The following is a 20,578-nucleotide window of genomic DNA, read 5'->3' as shown; positions in this document are numbered from 1 at the left end:
CACCTTTTATATTTTTCTTTTATTTAAAATTGCTTGTTTTAATGATATTGCATCAACTGATTCAATTGCCATTCCAAAGGGAATTCCAATTGATAACTGATAAACATTTTTGTTTTTAAATTCATCACGAATTCTTTTTTCTAAATATTTCATTGTAATTTGGCCATTTAAATCAGTATTTAATGCCAAAATTATTTCTTCATTTTTAGCAACAACTTTTAATAAATGGTCGATTTTTTCTAATGTTTCATTTCTAATTTGTTTTAAATTGATTGAATCGCTAAAAACAAAATACTTTCCTTTTTCTATATCAAGTGATTCAATTTTTTCAATATCTAAACTATCCTGTACAACAAATATCTTTTTATTTCTTTTGCTATCTGAACAAATATCACATATTTCTTGCTTTGCATAAGCTAAGCATTGGGAACAAATTTTAGTTTCATTTTTTAGAATAATGATATCTTCAAATAACTCTTTTGTATTTTGAAGTTTATTTTCAAGAAAAAAAACCACGATTTTATTTGCTTGCTTTTTTGAAATACCTGGAATTCTTTTTAAGGATTCAATAATTTTTTCTTTAAGTTCTAAATTCATTAAAATGGTAATCCGTTATTTGAATATTTTTTACCAATTTCATCGTAAGCTGCTTCGATTTTTTCTAGCGCTTCATTAACGGCTAACATTACTAAGTCCTGAATTAATTCAGGATCTTCAGGATCAATTAATGCTTCATTAATAATAATTTCAGTTATTTTTCTTTGACCATTCATTGTTACTTTAATACCCTGTTTTTCAACAACAAAAGATTGTTTAGCAACAACTTGTTCGTCTTTTTCCATTTCGCTTTGAATTCTTTTAGCGTTTTTTAACATTTCATTTATATTCATATATATCTCCTATTTTTTTTGTTCTTTAACAATATCTCCAAAAAGTTTCTTTGCAAACTCCACATTTGCATTCACTTTATTTTTATACTTGTCTAGTTTTGGTAAACTAAACATTTTTACTTCTTCATTTTTTAATTTAGACCAGTTTTGTTTACAATTTTGAATTGCTATTTCAACTTGTTCTTTTGTTACGGCAACAACATTTGTATATCTACCAAAAATACTATTAATAGCTTCCATGAAATCTTCATTGCATCTTTTTAAATTCAATTCATGAACTTTAAAAGTATCGTCACTTCTTAGAACAATTAAATCTTCGATTGCGAAAAATATTTTAAAACCTTTAATTAAAGAAATAAGATATTCATATTCTTTCTTTATTTTTTGCTCAATCATGTTGTAATACATTGTGTCTAAATCTTGTTTATTCTTCGTTCCATAATCATATAAATTAAGTTTTATATATTGGAAAATAAATGCGAGGATATTAACGTCGTTTTGATCTAATTCTGGTTTTATAATATCAACAGTTTTACTAAAATTTTCATTATCAAATTCTGTAGTAATAATATCATTTAACAAATCATCATTTTCGTATTCTTTTGTCGTTTCGGCAATTAAGATTTCTGAAGTTTTTTCCAAAATATTATCAACGTTTATTTCACTAATTCCATTTTCTTCTAATTCTTTTTTTACTTCGTCTATCTTGATATCTTCACTAGTTTTAAAAGTATTAGAAATATTTTTTAAATTAAAAATAGAATTAAAGTTTTTGTGGTTTTCTAAATTATCTTCATTTTTATTATTATCATAATCATTAACTAATTGAAAATCATTTGTATCTTCGTAAGTTTCGCTTATCAATTCATTTTCTTTTGATTCATTGAAATGGTTTTTAGTTTGAACTTCTAATTGCTTATTTTCTTTATTAATTAATGTTAATGATTCATTCTTACAAGAAGCCATCTTTAATAAATTTAATTCAACTATTTCTTTAGGAATATCACTAAATTGTGAATCCTTAATTGTTTTTTGAATAATATCAATATATTTAAATAGAAGCTCATCATCAATTTTTAATTCAATTAGTTTTTCTTTTGGGGCATATTCTAAAAGTGATTCTTGATTTGTTTTACTAAATACAAAATAATCTTTTAATGTTTCAAAAATTTGTAGAACTATTTTCTCAACACTAGCACCATTATCGATTAAATAATTAAATTTATCTAGCATCATTTTGTGTTGATTAGCACTTATACATTTTATTAAATATCAAATATTATCAAAGTCAACAATTCCATATAGTTCTTCGATATCTTTTTTGGTAATTGTTTTGTTAGCACAATAAATTGCAATTTGATCAGCAATACTTAATGTATCTCTAAAACTACCATTACCTAGATTAACAAGTAATTTAATAGCTTCTTCTTCTGCCTTAATGTTTTCTTTTGCAAAAATATCAACTATTTGTTTAATTAATATTGGTTTATCTATTTTTTTAAAATTAAATCTTTGCACACGACTAAGAATTGTTAATGGAATTTTCTGAGGATCGGTAGTTGCTAAAATAAAAATGGCATGTTTAGGTGGTTCTTCTAATGTTTTAAGTAAAGCATTAAAAGCTCCTTTGGATAACATATGAACCTCATCAATAATGTAAATTTTATATTTGCCTTGAGTTGGTAAATGTTTAATTTTTTCTCTTAATTCACGAATATCATCAATTCCTGTATTAGAAGCAGCATCAATTTCAATAATATCCATATTTTGATCAATCGTTTCAATACAGTTAGCACAAGGACTAGCATCAGTTCTATGTGTACAATTTATGGCATTAGCAAAAATTTTTGCAGTTGAAGTTTTACCATTACCGTGCGGACCACAAAATAAATAAGCATGAGTAATTTTGTTTTCTTTAAGAATATTTTTTAAAGTATCAATAATATGTTGTTGACCATGTACATCTTCAAAAGTTTTTGGTCGATATTGACGATATAATGCTAAATATTTATTTGTAAGCGACATTATACCTCCTAAAATATAAATATATTTTACCAAAATTAAAATCTATAAAAGGTTAAAAGCAAGATTTTATTTTTTATTTATTTTTATGACTTTAAATTAAGTAAAAAATCGTTATTTTTCCATATATAATAATTATTATGAATAAAGTGGATCGAGTTTTAAAAGAACAAAATCAAAAAAATTTTTTTACTTTTTTTGTTTTAACTATTGTTTCTTTAATAGTTGCAATTTTTCAAGTAATAGCAATTAGTTTTTTAAAATATAACATTAGTAAAAATGTTTTCATTGGAATTTTAATTATTGTTGTATTATCTAACATTTTAATTTTATTTACAGCATTTAGTTTTTTTCCTATTTTTAAAGAAAGAAATAATCTATCACATCAAAAATTATTAAAAGTTGATTTTGGTTTAATTATTTTACTTATGGTACTTGCTGTTATATTTATTATTTTAATTTTTCTTTTAAATGGAATTAATCAATCCTTAATAAAAGCTTTTGAAGAAAAAAATACGCTAGAAATAACCAAAAATATAAACTTTTTTACTAAAATAAGAATTATTAAGTTAATTTTAGATTCTATTTTAATTTTAAATATAATTTCATTATTATCAATAAATATTTTTATTAAAAATAAAGGTGGTATTTAAAATGAAATATGAAAAATCTTGTGGTGCTGTTGTTTTAAGAAATATTGAAAGTAAGCTTGAGGTTTTATTAGTAGAACAAAGAGCAGGGCATTGTGGTTTTCCTAAGGGACATGTTGAAAATAATGAAACTGAAATTGAAACAGCAATAAGAGAAGTTAAGGAAGAAACTAATATTGATATTGAAATTATTGAAGGTTTTAGAGAAGTAACTCATTATTCCCCTTTTAAAAATACTTCTAAAGAAGTGGTTTTCTTTTTAGGTAAACCATTAAATTTTGATAAGGAAAAACAGGAAGAAGAAATTAATATTGTCGATTGATATAGTATTGAAGATGCTTTAGTAAACAAAATAACTCATGAAGTTAATCGTGAAATATTAGAAAAAGCAGTTAATTTTTATGTCACAAATTGTTGAAAATATAAATAATAAAAAAGATGAACTAAATATAATGAACCCCGAAAGTTGGACCAAGTAATTTGGAAAAACTTTTGGGGTTCATTATAATTTTCGACCTTTTTCTTTATTGGAATAATTTCTTTAATTATCTTTTTTATCGATTTCATCAAACACACTAATTATAGGATTATATTTTTTTAATGATCTTTTTCTTAAATAATATAAGTTCATCTTTTGTTATAAATTTATCTTTAAGCATTTGATTTAGAAGAAGACATGCAAATCTATATTTTATTTCGCCTTCAATTTGTTTATGATGCATAATAAAAACCTCTTCAAGTTGTGTCTATCTATCAATCTAAAGAGACTTAAAGTCAAGTTGTATTTAAAATGATAAGTTACTATTTTTTCTGTATATTAAAACTATTTTAACCCAATTAAAAAAATAAAAATATCGTCAAGAAAACTTACCAAAAGTATCGATATTTTAGCCTTAATATGGTATACTATTGGTATCTTTGGAAGGTGGTGTTAAATTGAAAATAGATAATGTAATTATCGAAGCTTCTTTAACTGAATTTAAAGTTGACTTAGAAACTGAAAAACCAGCACATTGGCTTAAAACTTTAGTTGCATTTGCTAATTCAAATGGTGGTTCGATGTATTTTGGAGTTAATAATAATGCTGAATTAATTGGTTTGAAAAATGCTCAAGATATTGCAGAAAAGATTACAGACTTTATTGATAAAAGAATAACACCTTCACTGCCTTATGAATTAATTCCTTATTCTAAAGATAAATTAGATTGTATTGAAATCAAAGTATCAAAAGGTAATGCCACACCATATTATTATTTTCATGAAAAGACAAGAGAAGTATATGTAAGAAAAGGTAGTTCAACTGTACTTGCTACTAATCAAGAAATAGTAAATTTAGTGCTTAGAGGTGCTAATCTTACATATGATAGAGTAGTGACTAATATAAAGCAAACAGAAAAGTCATTTACTGTATTTGAAGCAACTTGGTATGATAGAACACATACAAAATTTACTAAAGAAGATTATATCTCTTTAGGTCTTTCTAATGACGAAGGATTTTTAACTAATGCAGGTGTTTTAATAGCAGATCAAAATACATATTTGCATAATAGATTATTTTGTACTAGATGGAACGGATTAACTAAAACTGGTTTAGATGAAGCAAGAGACGATAGAGAAATTGAAGGAAGTATTGTTAATCAGTTAATAAGAGCTTTAGATTTCTTTGAAGCGAACACTCATAAAAGATGGCATAAAGAATCAACAGGAAGAGTAGATGAACCTGATTATGATATGTTAGCCATTCAAGAAGCACTAGTTAATGCGATAATTCATCGTGATTATACAGAGCTTGGTAGTGAAGTTTGTCTTGATATTTATGATGATAGGATTGAAATATCATCTCCGGGTATTGCTTATGATAATCAAAACATACCAAAGAATGTTGATTTTATAGTTAAATCAAAAAGAAGAAATCCAATCTTAGCTGATGTATTTTCAAGAATGCATTATATGGATAGAAGAGGATCTGGCTTAAAGAAAATAACTGATGAAACCAGAAGATTATTCAACGATGAAGGTTACCATGTTGAATACTACAATAACAATGGATTTTTTATGGTAACAATTTACAATGCAAATTATGGTAAAAACGGTAACGTTACCGAAAATGTTACCAATGTTACTAAAAACTTGACCAATCTTGAAAACCAAGTGCTTGAATTAATTAAACAAGGAATTAATACCACTAAAGATTTAGTTGTTAAGACCGGAAAAACGAAAATGAGTATTTCAAGAACTACGGCAAGTCTCCAACAAAAGCACTTAATTTTAAGAGTTGGATCAAGCAGAATTGGACACTGGGAAGTAAAAGATTAATAAAATATAAGCATCTATCTAAAATATGGTAGATGCTTTAAATGTATTGTCACATCTGTCACGCCAGTCATGTGTCACTAAGTGTATATACCAATAAATAATGGTTAGAGGGTACACTTTCGTCTATAGAGGGTGCATTGTATTAACAAATACTTACCATACACAATAAATGCGCCCATAGCTCAATTGGACAGAGTGTTTGATTACGGCTCAAGAGGTTGCAATTTCAACTCCTGTATTTCCCTGCCATATCAAAGATAATTTGAAATAAAAAACAAGCAGTAAGATATAATGAACCCCAAAAGTTGGACCAAGTAATTTGGAAAAACTTTTGGGGTTCACTATAAATCATCTTTTTTTATTATTATTGGTTTTCTTTTAAGCCTAATAAATTTTCTAGCTTAATTTTAAATTCTTTTAAAACCTCTTGTTTTTTGGTTTTTAAAATTTCTTCCACTTCTTCTTCATTTTTGCCTTCAGAAATTAAATGTTTTCTTTCTGAATCTAATAAAAAGTTAATAAATTGGTTTGCTGTTTCAAGACTTTCTTCATTGTTTTTAAAGTCATTATTATTAACTAATCAAGGAAAATCAATTTGACTGTTTGATGAAGGAAGTCCTTCATAATTATTTAATAAATTAATACTACATTCCATAGCTATTCGATCGGTTAATTCCTTGAATTTTTTCGAACCTAATTTTGTATAAATTTGATATGGATTTTTTTGTGCGTATTGAACTAAGTGCGTACTGCGACGTAATTTATCCATAATGTTAATATGATCTTGTCATCCGCTATCAAAAACATTTAGAATAATACTTCTTTCTGATTTAACTAAAGATGTTAATCCATATTTTTCAACAATATTTTGTCTTAAAGTGTCATATTCTTTTTTTCAAATTGAAAAAATATAATTAATCAATTCTTCTTTATCCATTTTTCTAATTTCTTCGTTTGTAAATTTATGTTGTGTTAATAACATAAAGTTTTTATTTAGATAATTAGAAAAGTTTTCAAAATCTAGCGTGTCATTTTTTTGCACAAAATATGGATTGTTAACAATTTGCTTTACAGCGACCTGAAACATTTTGTGAATAATTGAACCTAAATCATCACGTTGTAAAATTAAATCACGTTGTTCATAAATTAAATCACGTTGTTGTCTAATAACGTCATCAAAGTTTAAAACACTTTTACGGCTATCATAGTTAAATCCTTCGATTTTCTTTTGTGCACGTAAGAATGCTGAACGAATTGATTCACCAGGAATCGGATCTGAACCATACTCTTTAAAGATTTCTTTTCATTTATCTTGAACCGAAAATCTTAGGATTAATTGGTCATCTAAAGATAAAAAGAATTTTGTATAACCTATATCTCCTTGACGGCCTGAACGCCCTTTTAATTGGTTATCAATCCGGCGTGATTCGGCTTTTTCTGTTCCTAAAACGTATAATCCACCGTTTTCAATAGCTTCTTTTGTTGGTTTAATATCCGTACCACGACCAGCCATGTTTGTTGCAATTGTAACAGCTCCAGCCTGTCCTGCTTTAGAAATTATTTCAGCTTCGGAAGCATCTTGCTTAGCATTTAAAACAGTATGTGGAATTCCTTCTTGCAATAGATATTCATGTAGTATTTCTGAATCTTCAACTTGAGCAGTTCCAATTAAAATCGGTTGTTTACGTTGATATGCTCTTTTAACTTCTTTAGTAACAGCTTGTCACTTAGAATGCATATCAACATAAATTTCATCTTTATCATCAATTCTAACAACTGGCTTATTTGTTGGAACAACATTAACACGCATATTGTAGATGTCAATAAATTCTTTTTCTTCAGTTTTAGCAGTACCAGTCATACCACTGATCTTTTTAAATAATCTAAAGAAGTTTTGGTAAGTAATTGTTGCTAGTGTTTTAGTTTCAGATTCTACTTCAACTCTTTCTTTTGCTTGAATAGCTTGTTGTAAGCCCTCTGAGTAAGCACGTCCTTCCATAATACGACCGGTGAAAGAGTCGACTAACTCAATCTTATCATTTCTAACAATATATTCAACATCAAGCTTCATAACCTTATGTGCTCTTAATGAGTTTTGAATTCGATGCACTAGTTCAGAATTTTCTAAGTCATATAAGTTTTTAAAATTAAAATACTTATTTGCTTTTTCAATTCCTTGATCAGTTAAATAAACCGATTTTGATTCTTCATCAATAAAATAATCATCATGGTTAAGAGTTCTTACAAAAAGATCAGCAATTGTGTACATTGTACTTTCTTCTTGATCACCTCCGGAAATAATAAGAGGAGTTTTAGCCTCATCAATTAATATCGAATCAACCTCATCTAAAAGAATATAATCTAGACCTCTTTGCACTTTTTCTTCTTTTGACATAACCATATTATCACGTAGATAGTCAAAACCCAATTCAGAGTGAACTGAATAAACAACATCACAAGCATATGCTTCTCTTTTTAAATTAGTATGCATTTGTGCTTTATTGATTCCAACAGTTAAACCTAAAAACTTAAATACTTGCCCCATTTCTTCAGCATCACGTTCGGCTAAATATTCGTTAACAGTCGAAACAATAACACTATTACCACCTAAAGCATTTAAATAAACTGGAGCAATCGAAGTAATTGTTTTACCTTCACCAGTTTTCATTTCAGCAACTGAACCCAAGTCAAGAATAATACCACCAATCATTTGTACGTCATATGGTCTTTTCCCTAATATTCTTTTTGTTGCTTCTCTTGAAACAGCAAAAACTTCAGGTCTAATATCGTCCTGAGTTTCGCCTAGTTTAATTCTTTCACGAAATTCTATAGTTTTATGTTTTAACTCTTCATCAGTTAGTTTTACAACACTTTTTTCTAATTGATTAATTTTCTTTAGTGTATGTTCAGCTATACGCATTTCTGTTGATTTAAATTTAAAAAATTTCATAATTTAATATTTTATATTAAATTTACTAAAAATAAGCAAATTAAAAGTAGGCCTTGTTATAAAAGCCTACTTTTTTAAATCCTATTGGATATATTTTGAACTAAAATAGTCTTAATGTATCTTGATTAAAGATTTTGTATACACCTCAAATTAATCCATAGATTATAAACCCTAACATAATTAAACCAACAATAACAACTAGCATGATGCTAATTACTCTTAAAACTTTTTTCGCTACTTTTTTTGTTTTTGTTTGGTTATTTAATGAGCTAAAATTTTTGTAATCCATATTCTATCCTTTTGTAGCATTTCCTTGTCTAGAAATAGCTGCCATAATTCTCTTTCTTAAAATGAAGTATACAATAATCATTGGTAAAACAGCTAATAATGTTGCTGCCATTCTTATTGATAAAACTGTTTGAACTTGTCCTGGAGCAACTTCGTATTTACCAGTGGTAAATAGTCATAAGTTAATAGGGGCATAATATCCTGCAGTTTCACCAGGTGCAGAATCTCATAATAATGCTGGTCATGTATATGAGTTTCATGATGCTAAAGCAGTTAAAATAACAACTGTTCATGTTGTTGCTTTAACCATTGGTAAAGCAATGTTAAAGAAGTATTTTAAACCACCAGCCCCGTCAAGCATTGATGATTCCTTAACAGAGTTAGGAATTGCTTCAAAAGCATTTTTATACATATAAGCATTAAATATTGATGTTGCAAATGGGACTATCATTGCAATAATGATTAATGGGTTTTTATTACCTATTCATCCAGCTTTTGATACTAAAGTATATTGTAATGAAATAAGGGTAATTTCTGGAATAACCATTAAAGATAATAATAATCCAAAAAATACATTTTTTCCTCTTCAATTTCTCATTGATAATGCATATCCTAAAGAAATTGCGAAGAATAATCTAACAACAACAGATATTGATGTAAATCCTGCTGTGAAAACTAAAGATTCCAAATATCCTTCTTTAAGTGAACTTGCAAAGTTTGATCAATTAAGGCTTGTTCCCAAGTTTCCGGCAAAAACCTTACCTGCTTTTACATAATTTTCATATTCAAAAGGTCATCATGCAATCTTAAATCCTTGGTCGTGGTAAAACCTTGGATCTACTAATGATTGTTCAATCATAAAGTAAAATGGAAGAATAACTAAAAAACTAAAAAATGTTAAAATGGTTATTTTAAAAGATCATGAAAATATTTTTCCTCATACGTTTGTAGTTGTATAAGGTTTTGTCATTAATTCTTGTTTAGATTTTAAAACTGATTTTTCTCTTTTGTATCTCAGCTTTAAGCTTGTTGATAACATTTCTTTCTCCTAACTTAATTTTTAGTTTATAAATTGAGGCTACAGATTTTTTAAGTGTGTATGAAACCATAATACCTAATATGAATAGAAATACTGATGCAGCCATGGCTCTTCCAAAACCTTGGTCAGCAAATCTAACTGCTTGGAAAATATAAATTAATAATGTGCTACCGTTTTCGACTATCGCAGTAGAAGCATCGTTGTTATATAAAGCAAGTGGGAAAACTTTAATACCATTAATAATTCCAATTGTAAATAAGAATGATATTGTTTTTCGAATTGATGGTAATGTTATTTTAAAGAATTGTGTTCTTCCACTAGCACCATCTATAGCAGATGATTTATATAAATCTGGATTAACAGATAACATAGCTGTTGTAAGAATTAATACTTGAAATGCTAGTCCACCTCAAATACCTCTAATTAAAATAACAATAAATGGATTTCATCTATTTCCGCTTCCATATAATAATGGTAATATAGCACCTTCAGTAGATTTACCAAATAAAGCGGTAAAAGTTAAAGAAACTGCGACCGCACCGGTCATATATGGTAAGAAGAATACTGTTTGTCAAAAACTACGAGCATATCTTCTTATAACCATTGTTATGGCGGAACTAATTAAAATAGAAATAGATAACCCGATTGGTAATGCAATAACTGCATATAATAATGAGTTAGTAACAGCAGTTTGAAATTTTGGGTCGTTTAAAATACCAACTTTTCCTGTAGTTTTATAATAGTTACCGATTGATCATCCAAAAGAACTAAATGAAACACTAGCTCTGAATGATCCAATAATAACAAATATAAAAGGTATGATTACCATAAAAGATAAAGCAATCAAAGAAGTGAGCATTAAAATAAAAGGTTTTCAGAATGGAGTTCTAGTATTTAAAATACTTAATGCTTCTCCTGTTTTCTTAATACGGTATTTTCTTCAAAAGTATGTATTCATTAAATTCTTTCCTTTGAATCTACATCAAATAAGTGGTAAAGTTCTTCTCTTTTAATACGTAACTTAACGTTTTCCCCAATTTCGTATTTAGTTTTAGCACCTAAGAAAACATTGGCAATTCTGTCGATATCTTTAATATAAATTTGAGCTTGAATCTCTTTTCCAAGGTATTCAACTAATCTAATATCTCCATTAATAATTCCTTTTTCATCTTCTACTAAAGATTCACCACGGAATCCTAAGTCAATTGTTTCTTTATTATAGTTTTCTGGTGCTTTTGTTAATTTTTTACCTGCATAATAAATATATCCATCTTTAACAGGTGTTTCAAAAATTGTCATTTCTGGCATACCTAAGAATTTGGCAACAAACTCATTTTTAGGTGTTAAATAAAGTTCCATTGGCGCACCAATTTGTTGAACTTTTGCAGTTGACATACAGATAATTCTATCACTAATTGACATAGCTTCTTCCTGGTCGTGAGTAACAAAAACTGTTGTAATTCCTAATTCTTGTTGAATTGAACGTATTCATTTTCTTGTTGAAATACGTAATTTGGCATCCAAGTTTGATAATGGCTCGTCTAATAAAAGAATTTTTGGTTTTTTAACAATCGCTCTAGCGATAGCAACACGTTGTTGTTGACCACCAGATAATTGTGTAGGTCTTTTACCTAAGTTCTTTGTAATTTCAACTCTTTGTGCAACATCTAAAACATCTCTAACAATAGCCTCTTCAATTGTTAAAACATCTTTTCCTAAAATCTTGATTTCTTTTTGAAGATCTTCTGGTAATAAAAGAATTAAATCATTTAGGGCTTTTTTAATATTCTTAGACTTTATATTATTTTGTTCAAAAATAGGTGTGATTAATTCATTAATAGTAGATGAATACACTTTTTCAGTTTCTTGTTTTGTGATTTTAATACGCTCTTTTATTTCTTTAATTTGTTGTCTTAAGGGGTCTTGCTTTTGTAAGGCGATTTTATCATTTAAAGATTTTTTTGCTTCAGCAACTTTTAGTGTGTATTCTTTTTTGATTGAATTATATTTCTCAACATACTGATTTTTTAAATCAGAAATTGATTTTTTTAAACTTTTCTTTGCGTTAACTTTTAATAAATAATATTTTGCAAGTAAGTCTTTTTTAGCATTTGAAAAAGAATGTTCATTTTCTTTGTTATTTGCAACAGCGATTTCAGCTTGTTCTTGTAAATCTGAAAGTTTTTGCAATTTTTCTATTTCATAGTCAGAAATAAAATTCTCAGTTTCTTTTTTTGCATTCTTGATATCTTTTAAAACTTGTTTAGTTAAATTAGATAAAAGAGCGGTTTTCTTTGTTACAAGGAAATTATAATTATTTAATTCGTTGTCAATTATATTGTTATAAGCAGTTTTTAACTCAGTTAAATAATTTCTTGTTTCTTTTGGATTATCAATTGTATGATATAACTTTGTTCTTGCATCTAAGATTTTTTCTTCTGATACTTTAAAATGTTTGAAAATTAATTCAAATATTTTTTGTTGTGCTAATTTTGATTTTTCAATAGTTTCTTCTTTTCAGTGTTTGTCGTTCATTAATGGAAATGCAATATTGTCATATACTGTCATATGAGGATATAATGCATAGTTTTGGAAAACTAATCCCAATTCTCTTTGTTGAGGTGAAAACTTAGTAACATCAACACCAGAGAAAAATAATTTTCCGCTAGTTGGACGTAACAAACCAGAAATAGCATTAAGAGTTGTAGTTTTACCAGAACCAGATGGTCCTAATAATGTAACTAGCTCTCCTTTTTTGATTGCAAAAGAAGCATTATCTACAGCTAGAGATTCACCAAAGTCAATTACTAAATCTTTGACTTCAATAGCGGGTACTAACTTTTTAGCTTGATAGCGCTCTTTTGAAAAACTATGAATGCTATTTTGTTTTAATTCATTATTTGTTTTTTTCATCCCTTTTCCTTATTTGTATTATTTTTTTTGTGTTATTAAAAATTCAAAAATATTATTTTCTGGATTAACAAATTTTGCCCTATTCTTTTTATCAATATTGTGTGGATGTAAAAATTGATAAGCATCACTCATTAAAGTCGAACCATGAGCTATATATTCTTTTGATAAATCCATTGGTAAGTTAAATTTTATATTTGTTGGTGTTCCACTTAAAGTAATATTAACCCCTTCTTCAACATAAAATCCTTTTTTATTCATGTAGCCGTCATTAAACGCTCTTGCTACATAAGGTAATAAATATGATAAGACTGTAGTTTTTTCAACATTATTGTAATCAATTTTGAATGTCTTAAAATCAGTTTGACTAATTCTTGGTAAGGTTCATCCATTAGATAACATTTCAATACTAAAGTTTTTGTGATAATTTTCACCGAAGAAAAGATAAGCGACTTTACGATTATACGATCCATTAGTTCAGTTGTCAGAAAGTAGTCTAACTTTAGTTCCTGGTCTTAAAATTGTTTCAACAAATTTACTATCTAAATTAGAAAGTTTCTTTTCTCTTTCAGTAACACCTTCAGTATTTTGTTCTAAAGTATCAATTAAGGGTATTCTAATCTTAACTAGTTCACCTTTAGCAAAACTGGTTTTTTCAGTTAGATTATTAACAACCGAAACTTCGACAGTATCACCATCAAATACTCTTGTAATTGTTGCATCAACGCCAGCAAATCTTTCTCACAATGTTGTTATTATTTTTTCTGTTTCTCGTGTTTCTAAATCCTTAATAATTTCTGTTTCAAAAGAAGAATCAAAGATTTTTCCAATTTGTTCATAATCTTTAATATCGAAAGTAAATGTATTATTTAATTTGATATCATCATAATTTTTTGAACATGAAATTGCAACTAAGGGTAAAGAAATTATAGGTGCTGATAAAAGCAGTGATAATTTTTTCATTTTTTCCTTTGTTAAAAAACAACACAAAAATCAAGATTTTGTTTGTGTCATTTTTTTTAATACTATATAAATAAATTAATAATTTTATTTAAGAAATCATCAAATTTAACTGGTTTTTTACTTGATACTTGTCCTGTTAAGAATCTACCAGCAGCACCAATAGCATCTCTTAATTTATCTGAAGATGAAGATGACACATCTTCTGCTGCTTGATAATTTTCTGGATCTGTTTGAATTTTCTTAAAGTTATCAAATGCAATTAGAAGAGAAGGATTTAGTTTATCTTTTAAATCATCAGTTGTTTGTTTAAAATATGTTCCTGTTGGTGAAATATAGTTACCAAATAGGTTGAATGCATCAATAGCTTTTGTATTAGTAAAGTTTTGAGTTTTACCTTTGTTTTTAATTTGTAATGAAGGAATATTGTGTTTAAATACTCATTCAACAAATAATTTGGTTGCTTTATCTTCTCTGTCATTAGCATGAATTAAAACTAATGAAGGTCCTTGAATAAATACTGATTTTTTATCTGCTGAACTTTTTACTAATGGAGTACTAATTCAATCAGCATCTTCTTTATTTAAAAGTTTTTCTGATGTTAATTTTTCTTCTTTTACTAGGTCGTTTGAAATGAAGGTGTATTTTTTACTATCATTTGCAAAAATTTCACCTAAGGCAACTACTTTAGATTTTTGATCATCAGATAATTTAATCTTTTTATCTTTAGAAAGAATTATGTTTGTACCATCAAAATCAGCATCAATTAATTTTCAATTTTGATGTTTATTAAATGCATCATTAACCTTATTTTCTGCTTCGGAAGATTTAAATTGTTTGTCATATTTTCCTGGTTTAACACCCTCTGGTAAATTTCTTGAGAAAATTTTATTTTCATATTTACCAGATTTTATTAATAAAGAAACACCATCATTATCTGTTTTGCTCTTAGCCTTTAATTCATATGGAGATTGAATTGTGTTTTGCGGATCAATAATATAGTTTGTTGTTTGTGTTGAGTCTTTAATGTATGTAAAGTCATAACCTGCGGTTGAACCAATACTAATTGCCATGTTATGTTTGGTTAATAGGTTAGAACCATATGCTCCGCCACCACCGATTCAAACAGCACCTGTTTCAATTCCTTTATAAACAACACTTAAAATTTCTTTTAATAAAGTATTTTGTTTAGTTCCAGATTGTTTAAATGATTCATAATCATATCCACCTGTAAGTTCATGTTGTGAAGAAGGATTTATGTATTGATCAGCTTTAACACCTTTAGAAATTGCTGCATTCATAACGTTAACAACAGATGCTAGTGAGTCGATACCAATAATTGGTTTTGATAAATCATTTGGATATAGTTTTTTTGCTGCTATTGCAAATTTAATTAACTTGTCATATTGATAAAACATTTCATCTTCTAATGTTAAATCCATAGCAACTATCGCTTTTTTTGCTGCTTCTAAGTTTGAAGCCTTGCTTTTTTCTCATTCTGTATCAACATATTTGCCATCTTTACCCTCAACAGAAACCTTTGTATAATAGTCGATATATTCTTTTATTTTTTTGGTTTTTTCGTCTGTTCCAAATTTTACACCTTGAATTTCTTTTAATTCTTTTAATAATTTTCCTAAAAGAACTTTATTAACAGATTGCATTTCTGAAGAACGTGAGAATGGAACAACTCATTTTTCTTTTTTTTCTAAGTTTCCACCAATTTCATCGTTAACATTTTTAAATGCTGGAGCAATATCTAAACTTTCATAAGTTTCATTAGATAAAGATAAATTCATATCATTTTGAGCTAATATAGAAGCTGCTGTCGGGTAGTTAACCATAATGTTTCAGAAATCAGATTGTTCTTTAGCACCTAATTTTGTTGTTAAAGTTCCAGTACTATATCCATTTGGTTGGAAATGAATTTCAATTGGTAAATAACCTTTATTAATTTTTTCTAATTGCTCTTCTGAAGTACCGGCATTTAATCAATCATTATAAGCGCCAATTATAGCTTTCAAAGCAACACCCTGGTCATTATTTTCTGAAAAACCTGTAGCAATTTTTAATTTTCCATCATCGGTTTGATCGAATCTTGCAGATCCACCACATGAAACTGCTACTAACGGAAGAGATACAGCTGAAAAACCACTAATTGAAAGTAGGATTTTGTTACTCTTTTTCATTTTGTTCCTTTCTAAGTTAAAAAATTTTACAAATATTTTTTAATTAAATAAAAAACACAACAAGAATTAGTGTTCTAATTCTGTTGTGTAGTTGTGAAATATGAGTTTTGATTTTGTAATTCACAATAATAATTGTATTATATTTTTAACTATAAAATATAAAATTATTTTATTTAAAATAAAAAGATTTGTTTTGCACTTTTTATTTTATAGATGATTATTAGTATAAAATATTCTTAAAACGAAAAGAAAATAAGAAAAAACCTACAGCATTTTATAATGAACCCCAAAAGTTGGACCAAGTAATTTGGAAAAGCTTTTGGAGTTTATTATAATTTTTAAACATTTTTTGTACTAAATATAATAAAAAAGTAAAGTCGTTGTTTTTTAAAACTTGACTTTTCTTTTTTTAATTAATAATTATGAGTTTAATATGCTTTGATAATCATTTTAACTTTTTTATAGTTATGTTTTGATTATTTAAATTTCAACATCTAGATTATCATCATTAATTTGTCATCTTTTGTTATTTTCTAAATACTTCTTGAGTTTCTAAAATTTGGCATTTAAAACTTTTTTAAATACTATATAATATAAAAATTTATTTAAATTCTTGTTTAAAAATCTTTAACTTTTATTAAATTATCTTTGTATTGTTTGTCTAACAGTAGATTAATTCCCTGATTCCTGGGCATCTTTTGCTTCCTTTTCATTTTGGGCATTATATAATAATTGATTTAATTCCGCATCTTTTTGATCAAATAATTCCTTGGTAGCTGGTGAAGAAATTACTTCAGCTTCTATTTTCTCAATTTTACTTTGTAATTCGTTTTTTATTTGCAAATATTTAGGTTGGCTAAGTTGTTCTTTAATATAATTTTTAGCATTTTGTTTTATTTCTTCATATATATTTTTTGCTTCATCAACTTTTAAACCTAAATTAGCAGATTTAGCTTTTGCAAGTTCTGCTAACTAAATATCTTTAGCTTTTTTAGCTTGTTTAGATAATTCTAATGCTTCTTCTAAAATTGGAATTTGAACACCATAATCAATGTATCTACTATTTTTAATTTCCTCTTCACTATTAAAAATTTGTTTTTCTAATGCAATTTTAATATCGTTGTAAATTACATTTTTACTTAATTCTTGGAGAAATGCTTCTGCTTCTTTCTTTAAGTCTAAATATTTACTAATCAAAGGTAAAACACGTTCTAAAGTTTCTTCATGATAAATTACTTTATTTCTCAAGGAATCGATTTTTTGTTTTCTTGCGTCTTGTGCTAGTGAAGAAAATTTTTTTCTACTTCGTGGTTGAAAATCATCAATAATTGATCATTTAAATTCATTTTTATAATATGAATAATATTTTGAATCGTCAATACGCTTATCCAATTCGTTTGCTCTTAAAGCTAATTCGTCAAATTCAGATAAACTTATATCTTTTTCTTGTTTTGTTTCTTTTGCTTGATCAAGAGCTTTATTTAATTTATCAATTTTATCTTGAAAAAATCCCTCTTTTTTTTGATCTTCTACAGGAGTAGTAGTTACTTCATTTTCAATTGCTTGTATTGCTTGTTTTAATTGATCTTTTTCATTACTATAAATTTCTTGATCAGAATTTAAATCACCATCAGCATAATTTTTAGCTTCTTTTAATTTAGCTCAATAAAGTCTTTCCATTCCTTCCGGTGAACTTAATTCTTGATCTATGGCTTTAATTTTTTCTATCACTTCTGCTAATACTCTACTTAATTCTTGTGTTGCTATGTCATAAGAAATTTTAGTATTACCAGATGCTATTGCATCTGCTGATTCTTTGACTGAAACTAATTTATCCTTAGATTCTTTATAATGTTCTTTATTAACTGATTTTTCTATTTCAGATAATTTTTCATTAACTAAACTAAGTTGTTTTAAATAATTTTGTTTAGCTTCTAATAAATCAAATTCTTCTTTAAATTGCTTTAAACTATCAGCAAGTTCAATAACAGTTATTGTTAAATCATGATTGTTAGCTAGTCCGTGGTTTGTTAATTCGTTATTAGGAAATAGTTCATTAAATTTAGTATTAATTTTATCTTTTAAACTATTTAAATGATCTTTACCTTCAACATTTTGTTTTAATGTGTCTAATAAAGCTTTTTCATTTAATAATTGTTGTCATAAATTATCTCTAGTTGCAACTTCATAGGATGCTTTATCTAACAAAATTGCTAAATCATCAGCCCCTTTTTCTAGAGATGAAATATTTTCTAAATCAGTAGAAGTTTTAATTCTATTAATTTCATTTTCTAATTGAATAGAAAGAAAAGAGTATTTTAAATCACTAGCAATTTGATCTTTATATTGCAATATTTGATTTAATTTTTGTTCATAAAGATCTCTAGCAGTTCCTAATTTGTCTAATTGATTTTTTATAGATTCAGCTTTTTCTTTTATTTCTTCAACTAAATCTTCTAATTTTCAAGTAGCATCTTGGTAATCTTCCTTATCTGATGTATCAGTTATACCGTTTTTAATTTCATTAATCTTTTGATCTAATTCTGCTTTAACTTCTTCATATTCAGGTTTATTAAGTTCGTTTGATAAATCTTCAGCTTTTTTCAATTGTGATTTATAAACATCTTTAGCTTCATCTAAGTTTCATCTTTGGTTTTTGAATTCACGCATTGCTTTTTTAGCTTTTTGAATAGCATTTTCCAAACTAGTTGTTGCATTTTCATAATCAGTTTTGGTTGAAAAATCATTTAGTCCAGAATTAATGTTGTTTAATAGTTCAGATAAATTATCTGATAATTCTTTAAATTTGAATTCTGCATTTAGGTATATACGATCAGTATTTAATTCTTCAATAAGCTTTTCTACTTTTGTCTTTTTAGCTTTATATGCATTTTTTGCAATTTCTAATTCAACTAATTCACGGTCTTTAATTTCTATATCTTTTTTTGCTAATGAAATAGCATCATTTAAGATTTGAATTGCATTTTGGAATGATTCTTTAGCTTTAGTTTGGTTATTTATAACTAAATCAAGTGCTTCAGAAATTTTTTGTTCTAATGTACCTTTAATATGACTATATTCAGGTTTTTTTAATTCATGAGCAAAGCGAGCTGCTTCATTATGTTTATCTTCATATGAAGCAACATAAGGCAATAATCCATTAACACGAGATTCTCAACTATTAACAGCTTCTTTTAGTATTCAAATTTTATTTTTTAATTCAGAAATAGGTAATCTAGTATACTCTAATTTCTTTTTATCACTAAAATTATTAGCTTTATAATTTTCAAGTTTAGTTTTTAAATTTGTTAAGTATGGCTTATTATCAACTTTTGCAATTAAATCATTTAGTTTTTCTAATAATTTATCAAATTCTCGATATTCAAATTCTCTTTGTAGTTTTAAATATTTTGCTTTTGCAATAACTTCATTTAACTTGGCAGTTCCTGTTTGATAAAGTTCTTTTGATTTTTTATCTTCTTCCGAAGCGTTTACAACTTCATCTTCAATTTCATCAATACGTTTTTGTAATTCCTGTCATTCTAAAATAAATTCAGGATCATATAATTCTCGAGCTGAATTTGTTGCTTCAGTAAGTTTATTATTAAAGTTATTAATTGCATCTTCTAAAGTTTCATTTGAATTATCTATCGTGGTTTTTTCATTATTAGCAACTTCAATTGCTTTATTTAATTTTTCAGTTGCTAGTTTGTAATCTTCTTTTGAACTATTTTCATTGATATTTTTTGTTGCATCAACAATAGCTTTGTCTAATTTATCTTTAACAGTCTTATATTTATCATCTGTTAATTTAGATGCTAAATCTTCTGCGGATTTTTTAGCTTCTTCATATTCTTTTTTTGATTTATCTAAAGAACCATCATTAATGTCAATTTGTTGTTTATCTTTTTTAATTTCTTCAATAGCTTTGCTTAAATTTTCTATTTGTTTATCATAATCTTCTGCTTTGCTATCTTTAGTTATATTTTTATTTGTTTCATCTAGTGCATCTTGTAAGTTTTTTCTAATATCTTTATATTTAGGATCTAATAGTTTATCTAATAGTTCCTTAGTCTCATTTACTTTTTCCCCAAATTTCTTTTTTGAAAGTTCTAACTTATTTTCTGGGGGTAAATTTTTGTTTTTCAAAATTCCAACAACTGTGGTAACTAGCGTTGCTGCAGCTGCTGCTGTTAAGAATGTTAAACCAATTACTAATTTTCTTGATTTTTTCAATTTTACCTCTCAAGTTATGTGCTTGTATGTTGTATTTTGCAAAATATATTTTTTTCAAAAATATTGCCACCTAATTTTAACCTATTAAAATTAAAAAAAAAAAAAAAAGAAGTTTTATTAAGGAGTTT

At 26.7% G+C, this 20,578-nt stretch carries 16 protein-coding genes; 3 read left to right on the top strand and 13 right to left on the bottom strand.

Features of this window, described 5'->3' with window-relative positions; translation table 4 throughout:
• Positions 1-6: 6 nt before the first annotated feature.
• From EXC38_RS00330 to dnaX, 3 genes are read right to left on the bottom strand one after another with little or no spacing between them, the layout of a single operon-like run.
• Entirely contained in the window at positions 7-597 is a 591-nt protein-coding gene (locus EXC38_RS00330; RefSeq protein ID WP_057235769.1) for a toprim domain-containing protein, read from the bottom strand.
• Complete coding sequence (locus EXC38_RS00325; protein ID WP_004416100.1) at positions 597-890, bottom strand: YbaB/EbfC family nucleoid-associated protein; 294 nt, start codon at positions 888-890, stop codon at positions 597-599. Before EXC38_RS00325 ends, EXC38_RS00330 begins: the two co-directional genes overlap by 1 nt.
• A gap of 9 nt (positions 891-899) precedes the next feature.
• Positions 900-2,915, bottom strand: coding sequence for a DNA polymerase III subunit gamma/tau (gene dnaX / locus EXC38_RS00320; protein WP_129694421.1), 2,016 nt, complete (start codon positions 2,913-2,915; stop codon positions 900-902).
• A gap of 137 nt (positions 2,916-3,052) precedes the next feature.
• Here dnaX and EXC38_RS00315 point away from each other — a divergent pair, with 137 nt between their 5' ends.
• Both EXC38_RS00315 and EXC38_RS00310 read left to right on the top strand, forming a co-directional pair.
• Positions 3,053-3,565 (top strand): hypothetical protein, encoded by a 513-nt coding sequence (locus tag EXC38_RS00315; protein ID WP_057247631.1) that lies wholly within the window; start codon positions 3,053-3,055, stop codon positions 3,563-3,565.
• 1 nt (position 3,566) lies between these two features.
• Entirely contained in the window at positions 3,567-3,992 is a 426-nt protein-coding gene (locus EXC38_RS00310; protein ID WP_109246962.1) for a bis(5'-nucleosyl)-tetraphosphatase, read from the top strand.
• Between the two features lie 157 nt (positions 3,993-4,149).
• On the opposite strand, the gene EXC38_RS03575 is transcribed toward EXC38_RS00310, so the two are convergent.
• Positions 4,150-4,284 (bottom strand): SHOCT domain-containing protein, encoded by a 135-nt coding sequence (locus tag EXC38_RS03575; protein ID WP_268164595.1) that lies wholly within the window; start codon positions 4,282-4,284, stop codon positions 4,150-4,152.
• 214 nt (positions 4,285-4,498) lie between these two features.
• Between EXC38_RS03575 and EXC38_RS00305 the strand changes: the two genes are divergently transcribed.
• The gene (locus EXC38_RS00305; protein WP_165056840.1) at positions 4,499-5,878 is read left to right on the top strand and encodes an RNA-binding domain-containing protein; all 1,380 of its coding nucleotides are present in this window, start codon (positions 4,499-4,501) and stop codon (positions 5,876-5,878) included.
• Positions 5,879-6,242: 364 nt separating this feature from the next.
• Here the strand turns inward: EXC38_RS00305 and secA are convergent, their stop codons facing one another.
• From secA to EXC38_RS00265, 9 genes are all read right to left on the bottom strand, one after another.
• Complete coding sequence (gene secA / locus EXC38_RS00300; RefSeq protein ID WP_129694419.1) at positions 6,243-8,828, bottom strand: preprotein translocase subunit SecA; 2,586 nt, start codon at positions 8,826-8,828, stop codon at positions 6,243-6,245.
• Between the two features lie 100 nt (positions 8,829-8,928).
• Positions 8,929-9,117: a hypothetical protein gene (locus tag EXC38_RS00295; RefSeq protein WP_109246959.1), complete on the bottom strand. Its 189-nt coding sequence runs from the start codon at positions 9,115-9,117 to the stop codon at positions 8,929-8,931.
• A gap of 3 nt (positions 9,118-9,120) precedes the next feature.
• Complete coding sequence (locus EXC38_RS00290) at positions 9,121-10,155, bottom strand: carbohydrate ABC transporter permease (protein ID WP_129694418.1); 1,035 nt, start codon at positions 10,153-10,155, stop codon at positions 9,121-9,123.
• Positions 10,097-11,113 carry a carbohydrate ABC transporter permease gene (locus EXC38_RS00285; RefSeq protein ID WP_129694417.1) on the bottom strand — a complete coding sequence of 339 codons (1,017 nt, stop codon included), beginning with the start codon at positions 11,111-11,113 and terminating at the stop codon, positions 10,097-10,099. Before EXC38_RS00285 ends, EXC38_RS00290 begins: the two co-directional genes overlap by 59 nt.
• On the bottom strand, positions 11,113-13,068 hold the full coding sequence (locus EXC38_RS00280) for an ATP-binding cassette domain-containing protein (RefSeq protein ID WP_129694416.1): 1,956 nt from the start codon (positions 13,066-13,068) through the stop codon (positions 11,113-11,115). Before EXC38_RS00280 ends, EXC38_RS00285 begins: the two co-directional genes overlap by 1 nt.
• Positions 13,069-13,086: 18 nt before the next feature.
• Positions 13,087-14,028 (bottom strand): thermonuclease family protein, encoded by a 942-nt coding sequence (locus EXC38_RS00275; RefSeq protein WP_129694415.1) that lies wholly within the window; start codon positions 14,026-14,028, stop codon positions 13,087-13,089.
• Between the two features lie 62 nt (positions 14,029-14,090).
• Positions 14,091-16,214 carry a P68 family surface lipoprotein gene (locus EXC38_RS00270; protein WP_129694414.1) on the bottom strand — a complete coding sequence of 708 codons (2,124 nt, stop codon included), beginning with the start codon at positions 16,212-16,214 and terminating at the stop codon, positions 14,091-14,093.
• Positions 16,215-16,886: 672 nt separating this feature from the next.
• A complete protein-coding gene (locus EXC38_RS03450; protein ID WP_165056839.1) occupies positions 16,887-17,057 on the bottom strand; it encodes a hypothetical protein in 171 nt (56 codons plus the stop codon).
• Positions 17,058-17,186: 129 nt separating this feature from the next.
• On the bottom strand, positions 17,187-20,450 hold the full coding sequence (locus tag EXC38_RS00265) for a coiled-coil domain-containing protein (RefSeq protein WP_129694413.1): 3,264 nt from the start codon (positions 20,448-20,450) through the stop codon (positions 17,187-17,189).
• Between the last annotated feature and the right edge of the window lie 128 nt (positions 20,451-20,578).

The sequence above is a fragment of the Mycoplasmopsis arginini genome (assembly GCF_900660725.1).
Taxonomy (GTDB): Bacteria; Bacillota_I; Bacilli_A; order Mycoplasmatales; family Metamycoplasmataceae; genus Metamycoplasma; species Metamycoplasma arginini.
This window is presented reverse-complemented; position numbering and strand designations above follow the sequence as displayed.